The sequence below is a fragment of the Actinoplanes subglobosus genome (genome assembly GCF_042650585.1).
Taxonomy (GTDB): Bacteria; Actinomycetota; Actinomycetes; order Mycobacteriales; family Micromonosporaceae; genus Actinoplanes; species Actinoplanes subglobosus.
Genome location: NZ_JBHSBL010000020.1, coordinates 196760 through 217845, shown reverse-complemented (window position 1 = coordinate 217845; position 21086 = coordinate 196760). Strand labels below are relative to the sequence as shown.

The 21086-nt window shown below is 72.0% G+C and carries 15 protein-coding genes and 8 tRNA genes; 8 read left to right on the top strand and 15 right to left on the bottom strand.

The window, feature by feature from the left end:
* Positions 1 to 124: 124 nt before the first annotated feature.
* The 8 genes from ACFO0C_RS30165 to ACFO0C_RS30130 form a co-directional block, all read right to left on the bottom strand.
* Positions 125 to 197: transfer RNA gene (locus tag ACFO0C_RS30165), tRNA-Lys, on the bottom strand.
* 15 nt (positions 198 to 212) lie between these two features.
* Positions 213 to 287, bottom strand: a tRNA-Pro gene (locus tag ACFO0C_RS30160).
* 12 nt (positions 288 to 299) lie between these two features.
* Positions 300 to 373: transfer RNA gene (locus ACFO0C_RS30155), tRNA-Met, on the bottom strand.
* 4 nt (positions 374 to 377) lie between these two features.
* A tRNA-Ser gene (locus ACFO0C_RS30150) sits at positions 378 to 469 on the bottom strand.
* Between the two features lie 14 nt (positions 470 to 483).
* Positions 484 to 556 (bottom strand) — tRNA-Ala (locus tag ACFO0C_RS30145).
* Positions 557 to 561: 5 nt separating this feature from the next.
* Positions 562 to 635 (bottom strand) — tRNA-Leu (locus ACFO0C_RS30140).
* 13 nt (positions 636 to 648) lie between these two features.
* Positions 649 to 721, bottom strand: a tRNA-Leu gene (locus tag ACFO0C_RS30135).
* A gap of 9 nt (positions 722 to 730) precedes the next feature.
* Positions 731 to 803 (bottom strand) — tRNA-Arg (locus ACFO0C_RS30130).
* Positions 804 to 1084: 281 nt separating this feature from the next.
* Between ACFO0C_RS30130 and ACFO0C_RS30125 the strand changes: the two genes are divergently transcribed.
* On the top strand, positions 1085 to 1444 hold the full coding sequence (locus ACFO0C_RS30125; protein WP_378070101.1) for a DUF2784 domain-containing protein: 360 nt from the start codon (positions 1085 to 1087) through the stop codon (positions 1442 to 1444).
* Here the strand turns inward: ACFO0C_RS30125 and ACFO0C_RS30120 are convergent.
* Positions 1419 to 2003, bottom strand: coding sequence for a TetR/AcrR family transcriptional regulator (locus ACFO0C_RS30120; protein WP_378070100.1), 585 nt, complete (start codon positions 2001 to 2003; stop codon positions 1419 to 1421). The genes ACFO0C_RS30125 and ACFO0C_RS30120 overlap by 26 nt on opposite strands.
* 46 nt (positions 2004 to 2049) lie before the next feature.
* On the opposite strand from ACFO0C_RS30120, the gene ACFO0C_RS30115 reads away from it, so the two are divergent.
* Positions 2050 to 2805, top strand: coding sequence for a class I SAM-dependent methyltransferase (locus ACFO0C_RS30115; protein WP_378070099.1), 756 nt, complete (start codon positions 2050 to 2052; stop codon positions 2803 to 2805).
* Here ACFO0C_RS30115 and ACFO0C_RS30110 read toward each other — a convergent pair.
* The 3 genes from ACFO0C_RS30110 to ACFO0C_RS30100 are packed head-to-tail and all read right to left on the bottom strand — an operon-like array spanning position 2783 to position 6455.
* Entirely contained in the window at positions 2783 to 4198 is a 1416-nt protein-coding gene (locus ACFO0C_RS30110) for a glucose-6-phosphate dehydrogenase (protein WP_378070098.1), read from the bottom strand. The genes ACFO0C_RS30115 and ACFO0C_RS30110 overlap by 23 nt on opposite strands.
* Positions 4195 to 4905: a response regulator gene (locus ACFO0C_RS30105; protein WP_378070097.1), complete on the bottom strand. Its 711-nt coding sequence runs from the start codon at positions 4903 to 4905 to the stop codon at positions 4195 to 4197. The genes ACFO0C_RS30110 and ACFO0C_RS30105 overlap by 4 nt, the downstream gene beginning before the upstream one ends.
* Positions 4902 to 6455, bottom strand: a complete 1554-nt coding sequence (locus ACFO0C_RS30100; RefSeq protein WP_378070096.1) for a sensor histidine kinase — start codon at positions 6453 to 6455, stop codon at positions 4902 to 4904. Before ACFO0C_RS30100 ends, ACFO0C_RS30105 begins: the two co-directional genes overlap by 4 nt.
* 83 nt (positions 6456 to 6538) lie before the next feature.
* On the opposite strand from ACFO0C_RS30100, the gene ACFO0C_RS30095 reads away from it, so the two are divergent.
* The 4 genes from ACFO0C_RS30095 (at position 6539) to ACFO0C_RS30080 (ending at position 13271) form a co-directional block, all read left to right on the top strand.
* The gene (locus ACFO0C_RS30095) at positions 6539 to 7888 is read left to right on the top strand and encodes a cation:dicarboxylate symporter family transporter (protein ID WP_378070095.1); all 1350 of its coding nucleotides are present in this window, start codon (positions 6539 to 6541) and stop codon (positions 7886 to 7888) included.
* A gap of 218 nt (positions 7889 to 8106) precedes the next feature.
* On the top strand, positions 8107 to 11418 hold the full coding sequence (locus ACFO0C_RS30090) for a TIR domain-containing protein (RefSeq protein WP_378070094.1): 3312 nt from the start codon (positions 8107 to 8109) through the stop codon (positions 11416 to 11418).
* 72 nt (positions 11419 to 11490) lie between these two features.
* Positions 11491 to 12468 carry an ATP-binding cassette domain-containing protein gene (locus tag ACFO0C_RS30085; RefSeq protein ID WP_378070093.1) on the top strand — a complete coding sequence of 326 codons (978 nt, stop codon included), beginning with the start codon at positions 11491 to 11493 and terminating at the stop codon, positions 12466 to 12468.
* A complete protein-coding gene (locus ACFO0C_RS30080; protein WP_378070092.1) occupies positions 12465 to 13271 on the top strand; it encodes an ABC transporter permease in 807 nt (268 codons plus the stop codon). Before ACFO0C_RS30085 ends, ACFO0C_RS30080 begins: the two co-directional genes overlap by 4 nt.
* Here the strand turns inward: ACFO0C_RS30080 and ACFO0C_RS30075 are convergent.
* Positions 13257 to 16607, bottom strand: coding sequence for an AfsR/SARP family transcriptional regulator (locus tag ACFO0C_RS30075; RefSeq protein WP_378070091.1), 3351 nt, complete (start codon positions 16605 to 16607; stop codon positions 13257 to 13259). The two genes, ACFO0C_RS30080 and ACFO0C_RS30075, sit on opposite strands and share 15 nt — an antisense overlap.
* 97 nt (positions 16608 to 16704) lie before the next feature.
* On the opposite strand from ACFO0C_RS30075, the gene ACFO0C_RS30070 reads away from it, so the two are divergent.
* The gene (locus ACFO0C_RS30070; RefSeq protein WP_378070090.1) at positions 16705 to 17307 is read left to right on the top strand and encodes a hypothetical protein; all 603 of its coding nucleotides are present in this window, start codon (positions 16705 to 16707) and stop codon (positions 17305 to 17307) included.
* Positions 17308 to 17309: 2 nt separating this feature from the next.
* On the opposite strand, the gene ACFO0C_RS30065 is transcribed toward ACFO0C_RS30070, so the two are convergent.
* Both ACFO0C_RS30065 and ACFO0C_RS30060 read right to left on the bottom strand, forming a co-directional pair.
* Positions 17310 to 17981, bottom strand: coding sequence for a potassium channel family protein (locus tag ACFO0C_RS30065; RefSeq protein WP_378070089.1), 672 nt, complete (start codon positions 17979 to 17981; stop codon positions 17310 to 17312).
* Complete coding sequence (locus ACFO0C_RS30060) at positions 17974 to 19308, bottom strand: TrkH family potassium uptake protein (protein WP_378070088.1); 1335 nt, start codon at positions 19306 to 19308, stop codon at positions 17974 to 17976. Before ACFO0C_RS30060 ends, ACFO0C_RS30065 begins: the two co-directional genes overlap by 8 nt.
* A gap of 211 nt (positions 19309 to 19519) precedes the next feature.
* Between ACFO0C_RS30060 and ACFO0C_RS30055 the strand changes: the two genes are divergently transcribed.
* Positions 19520 to 20998, top strand: a complete 1479-nt coding sequence (locus ACFO0C_RS30055; RefSeq protein ID WP_378070087.1) for a hypothetical protein — start codon at positions 19520 to 19522, stop codon at positions 20996 to 20998.
* The last annotated feature ends 88 nt before the right edge of the window (positions 20999 to 21086 follow it).

The window sequence follows — 21086 nt, the reverse complement described above, 5'->3', positions numbered from 1 at the left end:
CAGGTGAGGCCTCGGTGCGCAGGCCTTCGCGCCAATAACTCCTTTGCGGTTGTACGACCACCGCCGGCCCATTCCACAGCGGACGACCTACTTCTCCCCTGAGCCGGGGCGGTATCTTCGTGAGTGCGCCGCCGGGGGCTCGAACCCCGGACCCGCCGCTTAAGAGGCGGCTGCTCTACCAGCTGAGCTAGCGGCGCGTGTGGTGGAACCAGTCGGGCCGGCGGGATTCGAACCCGCGTCCTCTCGCTCCCAAAGCGAGCGCGCTGACCAAGCTGCGCCACGACCCGATGATCAAAACGTGTCGCCGGGTGGTTTCGAACCACCGTCCTCCGCCTTATGAGGGCGGCGCTCTCGGCCCCTGAGCTACGGCGACGAAGCGGAGAGCGGGAGATTCGAACTCCCGGCAAGGGTGTATTACCCCTGCTCCGGATTAGCAATCCGGCGCCTTCGGCCACTCGGCCAGCTCTCCACTGTGTCACTCCGTGGACCCGGCCGGACTCGAACCGGCCACCTTCCGCTTGCAAGACGGACGCTCTACCTGATGAGCTACGAGCCCTTGCGTACCCGGAGAGGGATTCGAACCCCCATCCTCCGCACCCTGAATGCGGCGCCTCTGCCAGTTGGGCTACCCGGGCCTGATCTCCTGCGTGCCCTCGGCGCGATTCGAACGCGCACCGTCCAGATCCTCGGTCTGGTGCCTCTGCCGTTGGGCCACGAGGGCAAAATGACGCGTCCCCGGAGAGATTCGAACTCCCGACACCCGGATCCGTAATCCGGTGCTCTTTCCGCTGAGCTACGGGGACCTGTTGTCGTCCGCTGTGGAATTGTCAAAGAAAGGCCAAAAAGAAACGCCGCCCGGTTCCGGTGAGGAAGGGCGGCGCAGGGAGGCTAGCTGCTCGCTAGCTGCGCCACCGGCCCAGAAGTCGACGGAGACCCCGGACGGGAAGACTCGGCATGGCCTTCAGCTTGGCGGGCATCGTCTCCCCCTCTCTGTGTTTCGCGTCCCGGCTGGGTCGGTGTCGAGGACCAACATAGGCGCCCCCGTGGCACCCGTCCAACGAATTAATCGAGCAGGATGTGGAACATGATTTACCGGGTTCTGGCCGAGGCCACGATGGTCGTGCACTTCCTGTTCATCGCGTTCGTGGTGACCGGCGGTTTCCTGGCCTGGCGCTGGCCGCGGGTGATCTGGCTGCATCTGGCGGCCGCCGCGTGGGGCCTGTGCATCGTCGTGTTCGCACTGAACTGCCCACTGACCCATGTGGAGGACTGGGCCCGGGAGCGCGCCGGGCAGTCCGGTCTGGAGCGCGGTTTCATCGACACGTACCTGACCGGGGTGATGTACCCGGAGCGCTACCTGGACGAGGTGCGGCTGCTGATCGCCGTGGTGGTCGCGGTCTCCTACACCGGTGTGGTGATCAGGTGGCGACGACGACGGGGATGATCGCCGCGACCGTGCGGCGCACGTCCGCCGGTGCGGGCGACGGGCCGGTGCGGTCGGCGAAGAGCAGGTGCCCGGTGCCGATCAGGATGGCACCGAGGGTGGCGGTGTCGGCGGTGGCGGCGATCCGGCCGAGGACCCGCTCGTCCTCCAGGTAGGCGGCGAACGACTCGGCGGCCTCGGTGAGCACCGGGACCCCGGCCGGCCAGGTCTCCCGGAGGCGGGCACGCAGCCCGTCGCGGAACGTCACGAGCGCGACGATGGCGACCGCGACCGACCCGAACAGCGAGGTCAGCGCCTCGGCCACGGCGTCGGTGACGGATCCCGTGCCGGCGCGCAGGGCGGCGACCCGTGCGTCCATCCGGGTGGAGCGGTCCAGTACGTACGCCGCGAGGAAGTCGTCGAAGTCGGTGAAGTGCCGGTGCAGGACACCCTTGGCGCAGCCGGCTCCGATGGTGACGGCACGGCTGGTGAGCGCCTCGGGACCGGATCTCAGCAGGATCCGGTCGGCGGCGTCGAAGAGTTGTTCCCGCACGTCACGCAGGGCCACACCGGTCGGCACGAAAGAAATCTAGCCGAGTGGGCAAGCGCCCATTTAAAGTGGGCGCATGCCCACTTCACCGGATCACCGCAGGATCGCCGAGTCGTTCGGCCTCGACGCCGAGCGCTACGACCGCACCCGGCCGCGCTACCCGGCCGCCCTGATCAACCGTCTCGCCGAGTCCGGCCGCGCGGTGCTCGACGTCGGCATCGGCACCGGCATCGTGGCGGCGGCGCTGCGCGACGCCGGCTGCGACGTGCTCGGTGTCGAGCCCGATCCGCGGATGGCCGAGGTCGCGCGCCGGCACGGCTTCACCGTGGAGGAGTCCCGGTTCGAGGAGTGGGAGCCGGCCGGGCGCACGTTCGACACGGTCGTCGCAGGGCAGACCTGGCACTGGGTGGACCCGGCCGCGGGCTCGGCGAACGCGGCGCGAGCGCTGCGCGCGGGCGGCCGGCTGGCGCTGTTCTGGAACGCCTTCCAGCCGCCGCCCGGGCTGGCGGCAGCGGTCGGCGAGGTCTACCGGAGGACCGCCCCCAGCCTGCCGTTCAACCCCATGGCGGTGGCCGACCCCTACGCGACGGTCGCCGAGAAGACCGTCGCCGGCATCGGCCCGGAGTTCGCGACGCCGGAGGTGTGGCGGTTCGCGTGGGAGCACGAGTACACCCGCGAGGAGTGGCTCGATCAGGTGCCGACCGCCGGCGGCCACGCGCTGCTGCCGCCGGCGGAGCTGACCGCCCTGCTGGCCGGCCTGGGTGAGGTGGTCGCCGAACGGTTCACCATGCCCTACACGACAGTCGTCGTCACGACGGTAACGGCAGGGTAGGGCCGCTCGACCCGGCCGGGTACCCGTGCAGGGGCACCGCGCCGGAGCGCCAGGCCTCGATGACCGGCTCGACGATGCGCCAGCACTGCTCGGCGGTGTCCGCCCGTACCGACAGGGTCGGGTCGTCCTGGAAGACACCGCGCAGCACCTCGCCGTACGGCGGGAGATCGCCCTGACCGAAATCGGCCTCCAGCGTGACCGCGTCGAGCTCGAACGGATCACCCGGGCCGTTGATGTTGAAGTCGATGGCCAGGTGGTCCGGGCCGAAGCCGATGCGCAGCCGATCGGGCTGGTCACAGCCGTGCAGGCCGTCCGGGACGCGCGGCGGCCGCTTGAAGGTGATCACTGCCTCCTTGCGGCTGTCGCCGACCGCCTTGCCCGAGCGCAGCCGGAACGGCACGCCCGCCCAGCGCCACGTGTCGACGGCCAGGACGATCTCGGCGAGCGTCTCGGTGCCGCGCGACGGGTCCACGCCGGGCTCGTCGGCGTAGTCGGGCAGCTTCCGTCCGTCCAGGTCACCGGCGGTGTAGCGGGCGCGCAGGCTGCTGGTCGCCGGTTCGCCCCACAGACGGGTGGCGCGCAGCACGTCGGCCTTGCGGTCCCGGAACTCGGCGGCGGCCAGCGTGAACGGCGCCTCCATGGTGAGCAGCGCGAGGATCTGCAGCAGGTGGCTCTGGATCATGTCGGCCAGCGCGCCGGCCTTGTCGTAGTAGCCGGCACGGCCCTCCAAAGCGAGGTTCTCGTCGAAGACGATCTCCACCGAGGCGACGTGCGTGGAGTCCAGGACCGGCTCGAAGATCCGGTTGGCGAACCGCAGGCCGAGGATGTTGAGCACTGTGGACTTGCCGAGGAAGTGGTCGACCCGGTGCACCCGCTCCTCCGGCACCAGGCGGCTGAGCAGCGCGTTCAGCTCGGCGGCGGAGGCGCTGCCGGTGCCGAACGGCTTCTCCAGCACCAGGCGGGTGCCGGGCGGCAGGTCCACGTCGAGCAGCGCCTCGCAGGCCTTCGCGGTGACCGCGGGCGGCAGCGCGAAGAAGATCACCACCGGTCCGTGCGCCTCGGCGTCGTCGAGCAGCCGCCGCAGGTCGTCGCTGTGCGTCACGTCGGTGCGCACCCAGCGGGCCCGGTCGGCGACGTCCGAGGCGGCCGGGGCGGAATCGGTCACCGGGGTGTCCTGGCCGGCCGACTCGGCGGCGGCCTTCGCGCCGGGCACCCCGAACGCCTCGTGGACACGCTGCCGCCAGTGCTCGTGGTCCCAGTCGTCGATCGCCGCGCCGATCAGCGTCAGGCCGGGCACGTGCCCGGCGGAGAGCAGCGCGCCGAGGCCCGGCAGCAGCAGCCGGGCGGTCAGGTCGCCGCTCGCGCCCAGAATGATCAGGGTCTGGTCCGTCATGGACCGTGGGTACCCCCGGAGGCCGGGCGGTACTCGACCTCGGGACGGCCCGGCCCGCCGTAGCGTGGGCTGCGCACCACCCGGCCCGCGTCGGCCAGGTGCTCCAGGTAGCGGCGGGCGGTCACCCGGGACGTGCCGGTACGCGTGCCCACCTCGGCCGCCGACAGGCCGGCCGGGGCCACGGACCGCAGCGCGGTCAGGATCAGGTCGAACGTCTTCGGGTCGAGCCCCTTGGGCAGGGTGTCCGGCGGGGCGCCGCGCAGGGTCGCGAACACCCGGTCGACCTCGTGCTGGGCGGCCACCTCGGCCGACTCGGCGAGCTGGCGGCGGTACTGGGCGTACCGGTCGAGCTTGTCCCGGAACGCCGCGAACGTGAACGGTTTCAGCAGGTAGTGGGTCACCCCGAGAGCGACCGCCGAACGGATCATGGCGATGTCCCGGTTCGAGGTCACGGCCAGCACGTCGGTACCGCTGCCCGCCGCGCGCAGCGCCCGGGCGATCTCCAGGCCGTGCTTGTCCGGCAGGTTCAGGTCCAGCAGGACCAGATCGACCGGGTGGGCGCGGAGCCGGGTCATCGCCTCCCTCGCGGTGTGCGCCACACCGGCGACCACGAAACCTTCGACCTTCTCCGTGTACGCCCGGTGCGCCTCGGCGATCAGCGGTTCGTCGTCGACCACCAGAACCTGGATCGGCGCGCGGGTGGTCATGACGGCACCGGCAACCGGACACTGATCACGGCTCCGCCCTCGGGGGCCTGGTGGATGTCGTAGCTTCCGCCGTACCTCTCCGCGACCTGCCGGACCAGCGACAGACCGATGCCGTGCCCGGCGCCCTTGGTCGTCCAGCCGCGCCGGAAGGCGCTGGCCGCCTGGTCCGGGTTCAGACCCGGACCGTTGTCGCGCACCCGGACCAGCACCTCGCCGCCCTCCTCACGCACCAGCACACCGACCCGGCGCGGCAGCGGTGTGTCGGCCACCGCCTCCAGAGCGTTGTCGATCAGGTTGCCGACCACGGTGATCAGGTCGCGGCCGCGCAGCAGCGAACCGGTGAGCCGTGACTCCCCGTCGATCGTCAGCTCCACGCCGCGCTCACCGGCCTGTGCCGACTTGCCGAGCAGCAGCGCCGCCAGGGCCGGCTCCTCGACCGCGCCGACCACCTGATCGGTGAGCTGCTGGGCGACCGCCAGCTCGGCCGTCGCGAGCTGGATCGCCTCGTCGGTACGTCCGAGTTCGACCATGGTGAGCACGGTGTGCAGGCGGTTGGCGGCCTCGTGCGCCTGGGCCCGGAGGGCCTCGGTCAGCCCGCGGACCGAATCCAGCTCCCCGGTCAGCGCCCGCAGCTCCGTGTGGTCACGCAGGGTCAGCACTGTGCCGAGGACCCGCCCGTCGAACCGGGTCTCCCGCCGGCTCGCCACCAGCACCCGGTCACCGACCAGCACCGGCTCGTCCACTGTGGGGCGGCGCTCGGCGATCAGGCCGGTCACCTCGGGTGGCAGGTCGGCGGGACCGTCGCCGGTGACACCCAGCAGGCGGCGGCCCTCGTCGTTGATCAGAGTCACCCGGCCGTCCCGGTCCACGACCACGAGACCTTCGCGGACGGCGTGCAGGACGGCATCGTAATACTCGTACATGCGGGTCATCTCGGCCGGGCCGAGCCCGTGCGTCTGCCGCCGGAGCCGGCGGCTGAGCAGCCACGATCCGCCCGCGGCGAGCAGCAGCGCGATGCCGGTGGCGACGCCGACGACGGGCAGCTGGGCGAGCAGCTCGCGGTTGATCTCGTCGGTCTTGATGCCGACCGAGACCAGCCCGATGATCGTGCCGCTGCCCGGGTCGCGGATCGGCACGACGGTGCGGACCGAGTCTCCGAGACTCCCCCGGTACTCCTCGACGACCCGGCCGCCACGCAGCGCCTCGTCCACCGAACCGGCGAACGGCTGCCCGATCAGGCTCTCCGTCGGATGGCTGTAGCGGGTGCGGTCCGGGGCCATCACCACGATGAAGTCGGTGTCGGTGGCGTGCCGGGTGGCCTCGGTGAACGGCCGCAACGCCGCCGCCGGGTCGGCCGACCGCAGCGCGGCCGCCACCGCCGGAGAGTTCGCCATCGTCTCGGCCACGGCGATCACCTCGGCCTCCGCGGTGGCCTGCGCGTCCCGGCTGGCGAGCAGCACCGCCCCGGTCGTCCCGATCGCCACCAGCAGCGTCACCACCAGCACCTGAAGGGCGAAAAGTTGCCGGGCGATGCTCCACCGTCGTGCCAAACCCGGGCCTCGATTCGTTTCGTTCGGGTGAACAGAATGAACGTAACGGTGAAAGCCGCTGAGACCCAGGCCACATTCTCGGCATGACTACCGCTACCCCGCCGGTCAAACGCGACCGCACACACTACCTGTACCTGGCGGTCATCGCGGCCGTCCTGCTCGGCATCGGCGTCGGCCTGCTCTGGCCGGACACCGCCGTCGAGCTCAAACCCATAGGCACCGGTTTCGTCGATCTGATCAAGATGATGATCGCGCCGGTCATCTTCTGCACGATCGTCCTCGGCGTCGGCTCGATCCGTCAGGCGGCCAAGGTCGGCAAGGTCGGTGGCCTGGCGCTCGGATACTTCCTCACCATGTCGACCGTCGCCCTCGCCATCGGCCTGGTCGTCGGCAACATCATCCACCCCGGTTCGAGCATGCACCTGGACGCCTCGACCGCCGCGGCCGGTCAGAAGGCGGTCGGCACCGAACCGGCCAAGAGCACCGCCGACTTCCTGCTCGGCATCATCCCGGACAGCCTGCTCTCCCCGTTCGCCTCCGGCAACGTCCTGCAGACCCTGCTCGTCGCGCTGCTCGCCGGCTTCGCGCTGCAGAGCCTCGGCGACCGGTCGGCGCCGGTGCTGCGGGCCATCGGCCTGTTCCAGCGGCTCGTCTTCCGCATCCTCGCGATGCTGATGTGGCTCGCCCCGATCGGCGCGTTCGGCGCGATCGCCGCCGTCGTCGGCGCGACCGGCACCGACGCCCTGATCAGCCTCGCCCAGATCATGCTCGGCTTCTACGTCACCTGCGCCCTGTTCGTGTTCGTGGTGCTCGGCGCGCTGCTCTGGGTGGTCGCCCGGATCAACCTCTTCAGCCTGCTGAAGTACCTGGGCCGCGAGTTCCTGCTGATCCTGTCGACGTCGTCGTCGGAGTCGGCGCTGCCCCGCCTGATCGCCAAGATGGAGCACGTCGGTGTCAGCCGCCCGGTCGTCGGCATCACCGTGCCGACCGGCTACTCCTTCAACCTCGACGGCACCGCCATCTACCTGACGATGGCATCGCTGTTCGTGGCCCAGGCGATGGGCGACCCGCTGTCGGTCAGTGAGCAGATCTCCCTGCTGCTCTTCATGATCATCGCCTCGAAGGGTGCCGCCGGCGTCACCGGCGCGGGCCTGGCCACCCTGGCCGGCGGCCTGCAGAGCCATCGCCCCGACCTGGTCGACGGCGTCGGCCTGATCGTCGGCATCGACCGTTTCATGTCGGAGGCGCGGGCCCTGACCAACTTCGCCGGCAACGCGGTCGCCACCGTCCTGATCGGTGTCTGGACCAGCGAGTTCGACCGCGAGCGGGCCCAGCTGGTGCTGGCCGGCGACGACCCGTTCGACGAGCAGACCATGCTCGACGACGACCACGGCGTCCCGGCCGCCCCGGCCGGCACCCAGGCCGCCGTCTGACCGGAACCTCCCGCAACGTCCGAGCCGCCACCCCGTCGCTTCCCCAGACGCGACGGGGTGGCCCTTTTCATACGGGACCATCGATACAAGGCGGCCGGGCCCGGCGGACAGGTGGGCCGCGGGGTGCTGGTGGCGCTCGTTTCCGGGCGCCGATTTCCACCTGAGGGCTCCTGCGTGGAGAATCTGTCGGCGCTGACGATCGAATACGGGGGCCCGTCATGACCTTCAATGGCTTCATCTCGTACAGCCACGCCGCGGACGGGCGGTTGGCGCCGGCCGTACAGCATGGTCTGCATCGCCTGGCGAAGCCATGGCACCGCCGCCGCGCGTTGTGGATCTTCCGGGACCAGACCGGCCTGTCGGTGACCCCGGCGTTGTGGTCGTCGATCCAGGAGGCGCTGGACGGCTCGGACTGGTTCGTGCTGCTCGCGTCGCCGGAGGCGGCACAGTCGCCGTGGGTGAACCGCGAGATCGAGCACTGGATCGCGACGAAACCGGCGGACCGGATCCTGCCCGTGGTGACCGACGGCGAGTGGCGGTGGGACCCGTACCGCGGCGACCTGTCCGCGGACTCGACCGCCGTGCCGGACGCGTTGCGCGGGGTGTTCGCCGAGGAGCCGCTCTACCTCGACCTGCGCTGGACCCGGCACGACCCGAGCCTCAGCCTGAAGGACGAGCGGTTCCGCGACGCGATCGCACAGCTGGCCGCCCCGATGCACGGCCTCAGCAAGGACGAGCTGGAGGGCGAGGACGTCCGGCAGCATCGCCGGTCCCGGCGGCTGCGCCGGGGCGCCGTGGCGGCCCTGGCGTTGCTGACCGCGGTGGCGTCGCTGACCGGCATCGTCGCGGGACGCAACGCCGACCGGGCCACCTCCTTCAGTGCCGAGGCCCAGCGGCAGCAGGAGCTCGCCGCGCAGGAGCGTGGCAATGCCGGGCGGTTCGCCGAGGAGGCCCGGCGCCAGCAGGAGAACGCCCGCGCGCAGGAGGCCCGGGCACACGCCGCCGCCGCGGAGACGAAGACGCAGGAGCAGCAGGCGCGGGAGCAGCGGAAGGCGGCCGAGAAGGCGGCGGCCGAGGCGAGACGCCAGCAGGAGATCGCGCGTAAGCAGCAGCAGCTGGCGAACCGGTCGCGGGCGCTGGCCGAGCAGCAGCGGGAGGTGGCCCGGGAGCAGCGCGAACTGGCCGCCCAGGCGGCCCGGGAGACGGACCGCCAGCGGCTCATCGTGGAGCAGCAACAACGCCTCGCCGAGGAGGCCACCGCGGAGGCCGAGCGGCAGCGGGCCAACGCGCGGCTACAGCAACGGATCGCCGAGGAGGCCGCGGCGGAGGCCCGCCGCCAGGAGGCCATCGCCCGGGAGAACGAACGGAAGGCGAAGGAGGCCGCCGAGGAGGCCCGCCGGCAGGAGGAGAACGCCGCGGAGCAGAAGCGGATCGCGGTCGTACGACGGCTGTTCAACCGGGCCACGGCGGCGATCGGCAGCGACCCGGCGATGGCGCTCCGGCTCGGGATCGCCGCGGAGAAGATCCAGCCCGACGCCGAGTCGCGCGCCGAGCTCGCCAGCCTCGTCGCCTCCACCCGCAAGATCGGTGCCATCGACGACGTCCTGGCCATGACGTACGGGGCGAAGCACATCATCGCCACCGTCGGGGCCGACTACACCCTGTCGCTGTGGAACGTGGCCGACCCGGCCGTGCCCGTCCGCCTCGTCACGCTCGACGACTTCCCGGTCTTCGACCTCCTGACCTTCAGCCCCGACGGCAAGACGCTCGCCGTGATCGGCGGATGGGACTTCTCGCCGGTTCTCCTGGATGTCTCCGATCCGGCCGAACCGGTCACGATCAGCACGGTGCCCATGCCGGACTCCGGCCGGCCCGTCTTCAGCCCGGACGGGCAGACGCTCGCCGTCAGCGACTTCGACGGCATGTGGACGTTCTGGGACCTGACCGACAAAGCGAATCCCGTTCAGCTCAGCCAGATCCAGGGCAGCCGGATGCCGCTCACGTTCAGCTCCGACAGCCGGACCGTCGTGACCCCCGGCGTCGCCGGCACCACCGGGACGGTCTGGAACATCACTGATCGCACCCGTCCCACCGCGCTGGTCACGCTGGACGGCAGAGTCCGGACCGCCGATTTCAGCCCGACGAGGCCCCTCCTGGCCACCCACGACACCGACGGAAGCATCTCGCTCTGGAACATGGACGACCCCGCCAAGCCGAAGAAGCTCCTCACGCAGGCGGTCCGCGCAGGCAACCTGGCGTTCAGCCGCGACGGCCTGACCCTGGCCACCAGCGACAAAGAGGGGACGGCCCGCCTGTGGGACGTGTCCGCGAACACCCTGGCGCACCTCACCGATGTGAACAGCAACGACGGCACCGCGCTGGCGATGACGTTCAGCCCGGACGGCCGGACCCTGGCCACCGTCCCCATCGGCGGCGCGATGAGCCTGTGGACCGTCGAGGCGCACGGTGCACCGAAGGTCCTCGGCCGGGCCACCGGTGAGACCCGGACCGGCCTGACGACATCTCTCAGCACGGACGGCCGGCGCCTGACCACCGCGCACACCGACGGGACGGCGACCGTGTGGGACCTGTCGACGCCTTCCCGTCCGGTCGAGCGCGCCACCGTACGTGTCGCCCCCGACGCCGCCGATGCGGCGGCGGTCAGCCCCAGCGGTGACATCGTCGCCGCCTTCGAATGGGCGTCGGAGAGTTTCGTGACGTTGACCGATATCAGTGATCCGAGCGCGCCGGCACCTCTGGCCGAGGTACCCGTCGGCCCCTTCGGCTCGCACCTGGAGTTCGGTCCGGACGGCCGGACGCTCGCCGTGTTCGAGGGATCCACCCTGAAACTGTGGGATCTCACCGACCCGCGGAACCCGGTCGGGCTTCCCGATCTGCCGGGCGACGAACCGTTCGGGTCCGTCGCCTTCAGCCCCGACGGTCGCACCGTCGCCGCCGCCGAGGACGAGACGGTCAGCCTGTGGAGCCTGGCCGACCGGTCGAACCCGGTCCGGATCGGGTACCTCAAGGGGCACTCCGCGTTCGTGGGGTCCATGGCGTTCAGCCCGGACGGCCGGACCCTCGCGACCGGCAGCTCGGACAAGACGGTGGCACTGTGGGACGTCGCCGGTCCGATCCGCCGCCGGCAGGCGATCCTGACCGGCAGCACCGCGGCGATCGAGGCGGTGGCCTTCACCCCGGACGGCCGCACTCTCGCGACCGGTACCAGGGATTCCGTGCTGGCACTCTGGGACGTGGCCGAGCCGTCCACCCCGCAGCGTGTCGGTGGGCTGAAGCGCGCCGACCTCAAGACGCGGGCGCTGCACTTCCACCCGGACGGGCACACGCTGGTCACCAGCGGCACGGACAGGAGCGGGACACGGGCCGTCCTCTGGGACTACTCGGCCCTGAACACGCTGCGGGCGGCGCCCTCGGAGGCCGCCTGCGCCATCACCGGTGGTGGCTTCACACCGGAGGAGTGGGCGGCCTACGTCCCGGAGACGGGGTACAAGCCGACCTGTCCCCGCTGAGACAGCGGTCTGTGCGGGCCGTGCCAGGCCGGTGTGCGCACCGTGCCAGGCACGGCCGCCAGGCTCGTCGGCATGGGAACGGAAGATCTGGTGGTGCGCGCCGAGGGGCTGCGCAAACGGTTCGGGAGCACGCAGGCTCTCGACGGGGTGGACCTGCGGATGCGGCGCGGCACCGTACTGGGGGTGCTCGGACCGAACGGGGCGGGCAAGACGACCGCGGTCCGGGTGCTGGCGACGCTGCTGAAGCCCGACGAGGGCACCGCGTTCGTGGCCGGGGTCGACGTGTTGAAGAACCCGCAGGAGGTACGCCGCAAGGTCGGGCTCACCGGCCAGTACGCCTCCGTGGACGAGGACCTGACGGGCGTACAGAATCTGGTGTTGATCGGTCGTCTCCTGGATCTGAGCGGGAGGGACGCGCGGCGCCGGGCCGACGAACTGCTGACGTGGTTCGACCTGAAGGAGGCCGCGCAGCGGCCGGCGAAGACGTATTCGGGCGGTATGCGCCGCCGGCTGGACCTCGCGGCGAGCCTGGTCGGCCGCCCCGAGGTGATCTTCCTGGACGAGCCGACGACCGGTCTGGATCCGGCGAAGCGCGAGGACATGTGGGGTGTGGTCCGCACCCAGGTGGCGAGCGGCGCGAGTGTGCTGCTGACCACGCAGTACCTGGAGGAGGCGGACGCGCTCGCCGACGAGATCGTGGTCGTCGATCACGGCAAGGTGATCGCGCACGACACCCCGGACGGGCTGAAGCGCAAGGTCGGCGGCCAGACGCTGCGGGTGCGCCCTGCCGACCCGGGCCGGCTGCCGGACGTGGTGCGGCTGCTGGGCCTGGTCGCCGCGCCCGGCACCTCGGCGGGCCTGGACGAGGCCGCCGGGTCGCGGCCCGGCGCGGCGTCGGTGCCGGTGTCGGGCGACGAGGTGCTGGACAAGCTGATCCCGGCGCTGCGCGGCGAAGGGGTCGAGGTGACCGAGCTGGCGCTGCACCTGCCCAGTCTGGACGAGGTATTCCACGCGCTGACCGGGCGCACCAAGGCTGAGGAGCTGGTATGACGACGATGACACAGCCGCTGGCCCGTCCGGCCGGTGCGGGGTTCACCCGGACGATCCGGCACAGCGCGGCCCTGGCGAAACGAAGTCTGATCAAGACGATACGCACGCCGGAGGCGCTGATCGACGTCACGATCCAGCCGGTGATCTTCCTGCTGCTGTTCACCTATCTGTTCGGTGGCGCGATCGCCGGCGGTGACCGCCACGGGTACCTCCAGCTGCTGCTGCCGGGCATGCTCGCGCAGTCGCTGGCGATGGGTGGGGTGGCGATCGGGCAGAACCTGAACGCCGACATCGAGAAGGGCGTCTTCGACCGATTCCGGTCACTGCCGATATCCCGGGCGGCGCCGCTGGTCGGTGCGGTGCTGGCCGACGTGGTCCGCTACCTCAGTGTGTGCGTGGTGATGCTGGTCTTCGGCACGATCATGGGCTTCCGGGTGGAGACCGGGTTCTTGCCGGCGGTGGCCGCGGTGGCGCTGTCGGTCGGGTTCGGCCTGTGCTTCTGCTGGATCTCGGTGTGGGTGGGGATGATGGTCCGCACCTCGGGCGCGGTGCAGGGCGTGATGTTCCTGCTGGTGCTGCCGCTGACGTTCGGCTCGAACGTGTTCGTCCCGACCGCCACGCTGCCGGGCTGGTTGCAGGCGTTCGTGTCGGTCAACCCGATCACGCCGCTGGTCGAGGCGATCCGGGGGCTGTTGATCGGCGGGCCGGTCGCCGGGCCGCTGGCGACGACGCTGCTCGTCATGGGCGGGCTGCTGGTGGTCTTCGTACCGCTGGCGCTGCGCGCCTACTCACGAAGGGCCTGACCCGATGGCGAGCCGCGCGGGGTCGATCAGGCTCTGCGCGGCCGCCGTCTCCAGGTTCCAGCCGACGGCGTACGCCTCCCCGAACCCCTCCTCCCCCAGGACGGCCCGGGCCCGGGTGGCCACCGTGATCACGTCGAGGGCGGTGTGGTCGTGTGCCCCGCGCAGCCGGGCCGCCGCCCCGAGCAGCGCCGCCGCCTCCCGGGCCCGCCCACGCTGCACGGTCAGCCCGGCGGCGGCCACCGCGACCAGTGCCAGGATCGGCATGTCCTGGGTCTGCACGGCCGCCGGATAGGCCACGGCGAGTGCTTTCTCAGCGGTGTCGCCGTCACCGAGCCGGACCGCGAGGGAGGCCCGGACGGCACCGACGATGGCGCAGCCGTGGTCGCCGCCGAGCAGCAGGCGCATGTCGGCGTGCTCGGCGCCACCGATCCCCATCCCGGCGGACGCCCGGTCGATCAGCTCGGTGGCCCGGTCGAGGTCGCCGAGCCAGATCATCATCCCGGCTTCGAGAGCGTCGACGAGCAGCCGCATCTCGCCGGAGTCGGAACGGTCGGCCCGGCCCCTGGCCTGTGCGAGGGCGGCCCGTGCCTCGTCCGGTTCGCCGCGGCGCATGTGCAGGTCGGCCCAGCGCAGATCGATGAAGATCTCGTCGGCGATGTCGAGTGATCCGAACTCGAAGGCGAGCGCGCGGGCCGCCCGCAGGTCATCGAGGGCCCCGTCGAGGTCGCCGTCGTACTGCCTGATCAGGGCACGCAGCGGCAGGACGGTGGCCTGCCCCCACCGGTCGCCGAGGGCCCGGAACCCGTCGAGGGCCAGAGCCGCGTCCCGGCCCATCCGCTCGACGTCGCCGTTGTTCTCGGCGATCTGGGCGCGCATCATGTGCGCCATCGCGGACAGCCATCGGTCCGGCCCGTCGATCAGCCGGTTGACCCGCCGCTCGGCGAGCTCGTTGTCACCGGCGAAGTAGAGGATGAACGCGGCGATCGCACCGGCCGGGCCGGGCAGCTCCGGGTGGGCGGCGAGCCGGTCGGCGAGGCCCCGCACCCGGTCGCGGCGCTGGGCGGCGGTCTCGGTCAGCAGCCCCGGCTCGTGGCCGGTGCGGTTGAGGACGAGGATCGCCTCGGCGCTGTCGATCGCCACCGGGTCGGCCTGGCCGGGCACGGCCAGGGCCTCGGCCAGCCAGTAGGCGGCGTCCGCATGCCGGCCGAACATCTGCCAATACCACCCCAGGTCGAGGGCGAGCGACAGGGCGGCCCGGGCATCCTCGACGTCGCAGAAGTGGCGCAGCGCGGCGAGCATGTTGTCGTACTCGGCGCGCATCGTGCGCAGCGCCTCCACCTGGGCGGCCGTGCGCAGCCGGGCGTCGTACTCGGTGACCAGCGCGGCCAGGTGCCGGGCGGCGAGATCCCGGACCGCGCCGAGGGTGCCCTGCTCGGCGAGGCGCTCGATGCCGTACTCCCGGATGGTCTCCAGCATCCGGTAGCGGCCGCCCGGCGCGAGCTGCAGCAGCGACCGGTCGACCAGTGCGGCGAGCAGGTCGGTGACGGTCGCTCCGCTGCCACTGATCGCCGCGGCCGACGAGGCGGTCACCCCGCCGGGCAGCACGGCGATCCGCTCGGCGAGGGAGCGCTCGTCGTCGGCGAGCAGGTTCCAGCTCCAGGTGATCACCGCGCGCAGCGTCCGGTGCCGGGGCTGGGCTGTCCGGTTTCCGCTGGTCAGCAGCCGGAACCGGTCGGACAGCCCGTCGGCCAGCTCGGCCAGGCCGAGGGTGCGCAGCCGGGCCGCGGCCAGTTCCAGGGCGAGCGGCAGACCGTCCAGGCCGCGGACGATCCGGACCACGTCACGGACGGTGTCGTCGCCGACGGCGAAGTCCGGCCGGACCGCCGCGGCCCGCTCGGCGAACAACCGCACCGCCGGCGCCTCCGCGGCGTGGACTGCTCCGGCGTTCGCGGCGGGCAGCCCGAGCGGGCCCAGCGGCACCAGCGACTCACCGTCGACGGCGAGCGGCTCCCGGCTGGTGGCCAGCACCCGCAGCTGCGGGCAGCGCACGAGCAGCGCGCTGATCAGATGCGCGACGGCGTCGATCAGGTGCTCGCAGTTGTCGACGACGAGCAGGATCTGCCGCCCGTGCAGCCGCTCGGCGAGCACGTCGACGTCACCGCGCCCGTCGGCCCACCCCCGGTTGACGGTCTCGAACAGGGCCGACCCGCGCAGCCCGGCCGCCGCGACCACGGCGGCCCCGACCTTCGCCGTCTCGGTCACCGACGCCAGATCGACCAGCCAGACACCGTCGCGGAACGCTCCGGCCCGCCGCCGCGCGGCCTCCACCGCGAGCCGCGTCTTCCCGGCACCGCCGGGCCCGAGCACGGTCACCAGACGCCCCGCGGCGAGCAGCATGTCGATCCGGGCGAGGTCGTCGGCCCGGCCGACGAAACTGGTCAGTGTTTCCGGCAGGTTGGTCGGCGGCGGGTCTTTTTCACCCCGCGGCGGTACGGTCGGCACGTCCCGATGCGGCGAAAGAGGCGACGTCCCGCGCAACAGGTGAAGGTGACGCTCCCGCAGGGCCGCCCCCGGGTCGGCGCCGAGTTGCTCACCGAGCGCCGCCCGCACCCGCTCGTAGACGGCGAGGGCGTCGGCCTGCCGCCCCTGTGCGGTCAGCGCGTCGATGAGCAGCGCCGCGAGCCGCTCGTTCAGTGGATGCTCGGCGATCAGCCCGGAGAGCCGGCCGGCCGCCCGCTCGGCCAGCCCGAGCGCGATCTCCGCCTCGGCCAGATCGGCCACCGCCTCGACGACGGCCTGGGCGAGCCGCACGGCCTGGGCCGGCGCCACCTCGGCCAGCTCGGGCGCGATGCTCCCCACCACGCCGGCGGTCTCCTCGGCGAGCGGGCCGTCGTCGCCGGTGAGCGCCGGCGAGCCGCCGCCTCCGGTGAGCGCGACGGCCGCACCGAGCGGCCCGGCCGCACCCGCCGGATCCCCGGCCCGCAGACACTCCCGCCCGGTCGCGGCGAGCCGCTCGAACCGGGTGACGTCGACATCGCCGGGCCCGACCGCGAGCCGGTAGCCGCTCTCGGACTGGACGATCGTGTCGCCACCGCCGAGCAGCCGCCGGAGCCGGGAGACCAGCGACTGCAGCGCGTTGGCCGGATCGGCCGGCTGCTCCCGCGCCCAGAGCGCCTCGGCGAGCAGCCCCGGCGCGACCGGGCGCCCACCGGCCACGGCGAGCCGGGCCAGCAGCCCCCGCAGCCGGGCCCCGGTTATCGGCAGGACGACGTCGCCGCGCGACACCCGCAGCTCGCCGAGCAGCCCGACGCTCAGCCGGTCCCCGTCCGCACTCACGTGACGATCCTCCCGCGCCGCGTCCACCCGCCCCAAATCGGGCGGTCCTGAGGCGATCACACCCCGGTCGGCCGGGACCGCCTCTAGCGTCGGCGGCATGCGAACGATCTTCCTGGCGGTCGCCGTGACCGCCGCCGTCACGGTGCCGGCCGGTCCCGCCGTGGCCACCCCACCGCCCCTCGCTGAACTGCGGGAACTCCTGCTCACCGAGGCCGGGGCGCCGGCCGGCTACCGGGTGGGGGACACGCAGGACGTCCAGCTGCCCGTCCCGCGTGGCCGGAGCCTGTGCGCCGACGACCCGGGTCCGGAGGACGAGCCCGAGACCACGGTGGTGATGCGGTCCTTCACGGAGGCGGACGACACCGGCGTCGCCATGGGTGTCGCCGCGCCGGGCTCCTTCAACGCGCGGGCCTTCGTGGCGGCCGCACAGGCGACGCTCACCCGTTGCCCGGAGGAGAAGGATGACACCTTCACCCGCACGCTCACCGCACTCACCCTGCCCGTCCTGGGTGACGCGGCCGCCGGGTTCCGGGAGGTGAAGGTCGCCACCGACGGCACACGGACCGAGGCCGCCGTCGCCGCGGTGGCCGACGGCGATCTGCTGGCGGTCTTCGAGATGGCCGGGGGCGACGAGACCGACCAGGCCGATTTCCTGGCGTTCGTCAGCGCCGGGGCACAGCGGCTGGCCGGGGCCGGGTGACGTCAGTTCTCGGCGGCGTAGGCCTCGACCTTGGCGGTGTCGCCGGCGACGATCAGGACCGCGCCCTCGGGGACGACGGTCTCGGGCCGTGCGTACACGAAATCCTCGCCGGGCCGTTTGGTGCCGACCACGGTGACGCCCCACTTGGTGCGTAGGGCCAGCTGGGCGAGGGTCCGGCCGGCGGCGCCGCGCGGCGCCCGGACCTTGGCGATGGCGAAGCCGTCGTCGAACTCGATGTAGTCGAGCATCCGCCCGGAGATCAGGTGCCCGACCCGCTCGCCCATCTCCGACTCGGGGAAGACGACGTGGTCGGCACCGACCGAGGAGAGGATCTTGCCGTGTTTGACGCTCGTCGCCTTGGCCCAGATCTCCGGGACGCCCATCTCGGTCAGGGTCAGCACGGTCAGGACGCTGGTCTCCAGGTTGGTGCCGATCGCGACGACGGCCCGCCCGAACTCGTGGACGCCCAGCTGGCGCAGCGCCTCGTCGTCGGTGGAGTCGGCCTCGGCGACCTGGGTGAGGCGGTCCGACCAGTCCTGCACGATCCGCGGATCGGAGTCGATGCCGAGCACCTCGTAGCCGAGTTCGAGCAGCGACTCGGCGACGGCCCCACCGAACCGGCCGAGGCCGATGACCGCGACGTGGGAGCCTTCGGGCAGCTTCTGGTCAGCCAACGAGGGGTCTCTCCTCCGGGTAGCGGTAGTGCCGGCGTTGCGTGTTCAGCGCGATCGCGGTGCCGACCGCGATGGTGCCGACGCGGCCCACATACATCAACAGGACCAGGACGGCCTGCGCGGACGGCGGCAGGCTCGGGGTGATGCCGGTGCTCAGGCCGACCGTCGCGAAGGCCGAGGTGACCTCGAACAGCGCCCGGTCGAACGGCACGTCCTCGGTCAGCGCGTCCAGGGCCACGGTACCGGTGGCGACCAGGGCGACACCCATCAGGGCGACGGTGACGGCCTGCCGCTGGGTCTCCTCGGCGATCCGGCGTTTGCGGATCACCACGTCCGGTTCGCCGCGGATCTCCGCCCAGATCACGTAGCCGAGCAGCATGAACGTGGTCAGCTTGATGCCGCCGGCGGTGCTGGCACTTCCACCGCCGATGAACATCAGCCCGTTGGTGACGGCGATCGTCTCGCTGTTGAGCCGGCCCAGGTCGACACTGTTGAAGCCGCCGGACCGGGTCATCACGTCCTGCGTGAACGCGGCCAGCACCTTGCCCGGCGTGCTCAGCCCGCCGAGCGTGCCCGGGTTGCGCCACTCGAACACCAGGAAGACCAGAAAACCGACGGCCGTCAGCAACAGGCTGCCGGTCACCGTCAGGAAGGTGTGGGTCGACCAGGCTCCGGGGGTACGCCACTCGCGCGCGAGCTCGAACAGGACCGGGAAGCCGATCGACCCGGCCATCACCCCGAACGCCAGGGACAGGCAGATCCACGGATCCGTGACGAACCCGACGAGACTGTCGGAGTAGAGCGCGAACCCGGCGTTGTTGAACGCCTGCACCGAGTGGAAGACCGCCTCCCACAGCGCCCGGCCGAACGGGTAGTCGTAGGTCAGCCAGAACCGCAGGGTGAGGATCACCGCGATCAGGCTCTCGCCGACCAGCATCACCAGGGCCACCCGGGTCAGCACGGCTGCCGTGTTGCCACCGGACAACCCGGAACTCTCGGCCTGGGCCAGCAGCCGCCCGCGCAGGCCGAGCCGGCGCGAGACCAGCAGGCTGAGCAGCGTCGCCAGCGCCATGATGCCGAACCCGCCGATCTGGGTGAGCACGGTGAGCAGCACGTGCCCGAACGTCGACCAGTAGCCGGGCGTGTCGACCACGGCCATACCCGCGACGCAGACCGCCGACGTGGCGGTGAACAGTGCGGTGACGAACGGCGCGTGGCCGGGCTCGGCGCGGGCCGCCGGCAGCATCATCAGCCCGGTGCCGACCGCGATCAGGGCGAGGAACGCCAGCGGCACGACACGGGCCGGATGCCGCCATGGTGATCGCACCGATGAGTCATATCACCCGATGTGCGCTCGTGCAGGTCGAGGGCCCGATCGGCTGGTTCGGGCGCCGAGGGACGGACCGGGCCTCGACGGCGACGCTACGATGCGGGTACGACCGCCGCCGCCCGAGCCGGGGAGTGCGACGGTCGACACGTTGCGGTCGGTGACCGGATTTCACATTCGCCGGTTATCCTCCTCCGCCGGGGAGGACAACATGAAATTCGTACGGGGGATGCTTGCGGGCATTCTGGTCACCGCTCTCGGTGCCGGACTCGCGGCATGCGGGCCCATCGGTGTGCCCGACTCCAGGCTCGTGGAAGCCGGTGGCGACTCCAAGTCCGCGTTGGACGGTCTCGTCCGCTTCAGCGTGCCCGACGGCGGTGGCCGCGGTGACATACGCGTCCGCTTCGGGGTCGAGCCGCTGCCCGCCGACCGCCCCGCCCCACCCGGCATCATCACCGTCGGTGACATGGTGACCATCGATGTGGAAGGTGACCTCACCAGGGGCCGGATCGCCATCGACTACGGCGAGCTGCCCGACGGTGTGCGCCCCGAGATGCTCAACGTCTTCGGCTGGTCCGCCGACCTCGGTGGCTGGGTGCCCCTGACCGGCACCGTCACCGACGCGGTCGAGCGGGCGGTCGCCGGCGACACCATCCTCTTCGACAGCTACGTCCTCGGCACCTGGCGGCTCACGACCGACGCGGTCGGCGACTCGATCACCACCGACGCCGGCGTGGTGCTGCCGATCAAGGAGGGCACCAACCGGGGCTTCTGGGCGTACGCGCGGGCCGCCGCCATCGCCTCCCTGGCCGACGCCGTCGAGCACCTCACCGGCGAGCCGGAGGATCTGGTCTGCGAGCCGCGGGCCACGAACGTCTCGGTCAACGTCGTCTCCACCCCGAAAGGCCGTTTCGACGCCTGCGTGCTCGCCGGCACCGGCTCCCAGCAGATCCTGGTCCGCAACCGGCTCCCGTTCCCGGTCCTCCTCGACCTGCCCGCCGACGGCCGGGTCCGCCCGGTCGTCGACACCCTGGTCACCGCCGACAGCCCGGACGCGCTCGACGGCATCCGCGACACCCTGCTCACCTATCTGACCGGCGCCGTCGCGGTCGGCGGCGGGCAGACCGTCACCCTGGAGCTCCAGCCCGGCAGCCGTACACCGGTCCGCCTCACCGGCCGCCTCGACTGGTCGGTGGTCGCGCTCGACGCCGGGCTGCGCCAGCTCGACCTGATGCTGCCCAACAGCCAGGCGCTGCGCCCGCGGACCGCCGAGGCGCTGCTGCTCGCCCACACCGAGCACGGCGCCGCGACCCGCGAGGCCCTCGCCGCCGGTGCGGTCGACGCCCCGGCCGTGCAGAGCCTGCTGCGGGCCGCCGGCCTGACCGGTGCCGGGCGCGGCGTCGCCGACCTGTTCGAGTTCAGCGCCTGCGTGCTGGAGCGCACCTCCAACGCGGCCGGATCCGACCAGGACGTGCTCGCCGCTCTGCGCACCACCGGGCCGACCGTCGCCATGTTCACCAGCGAGTGCCTGAACACGATCTACGAGAAGTACATGCCGGAGGGCAGCCGCTCGGCCAAGGCGATCCTGGACACGCTCCGCGGCACCACCGGGGCGATCCGCAGCGCCGTCCCGAAGGCCGACCGCAAGCGCGGAACCGGGCAGGTCGCGGTGACCCTGACGCCACGCTGACCGGCTGACTTCACGAACGCCCCGGGTCGTCCCCGATCGGACGAGCCGGGGCGTTCCTGCGCTTGTCCCCTCCTTGTTGCAGAAATCC

Bases quoted from the DNA above. Each gene is read 5' to 3' on its own strand.
- ACFO0C_RS30115 (WP_378070099.1), top strand. From the start codon at position 2,050: ATGCCCACTTCACCGGATCACCGCAGGATCGCCGAGTCGTTCGGCCTC.
- ACFO0C_RS30085 (WP_378070093.1), top strand. From the start codon at position 11,491: ATGGGAACGGAAGATCTGGTGGTGCGCGCCGAGGGGCTGCGCAAACGG.
- ACFO0C_RS30095 (WP_378070095.1), top strand. From the start codon at position 6,539: ATGACTACCGCTACCCCGCCGGTCAAACGCGACCGCACACACTACCTG.
- ACFO0C_RS30070 (WP_378070090.1), top strand. From the start codon at position 16,705: ATGCGAACGATCTTCCTGGCGGTCGCCGTGACCGCCGCCGTCACGGTG.
- ACFO0C_RS30090 (WP_378070094.1), top strand. From the start codon at position 8,107: ATGACCTTCAATGGCTTCATCTCGTACAGCCACGCCGCGGACGGGCGG.
- ACFO0C_RS30080 (WP_378070092.1), top strand. From the start codon at position 12,465: ATGACGACGATGACACAGCCGCTGGCCCGTCCGGCCGGTGCGGGGTTC.
- ACFO0C_RS30125 (WP_378070101.1), top strand. From the start codon at position 1,085: ATGATTTACCGGGTTCTGGCCGAGGCCACGATGGTCGTGCACTTCCTG.
- ACFO0C_RS30105 (WP_378070097.1), bottom strand. From the start codon at position 4,905: ATGACCACCCGCGCGCCGATCCAGGTTCTGGTGGTCGACGACGAACCG.
- ACFO0C_RS30055 (WP_378070087.1), top strand. From the start codon at position 19,520: ATGAAATTCGTACGGGGGATGCTTGCGGGCATTCTGGTCACCGCTCTC.
- ACFO0C_RS30110 (WP_378070098.1), bottom strand. From the start codon at position 4,198: ATGACGGACCAGACCCTGATCATTCTGGGCGCGAGCGGCGACCTGACC.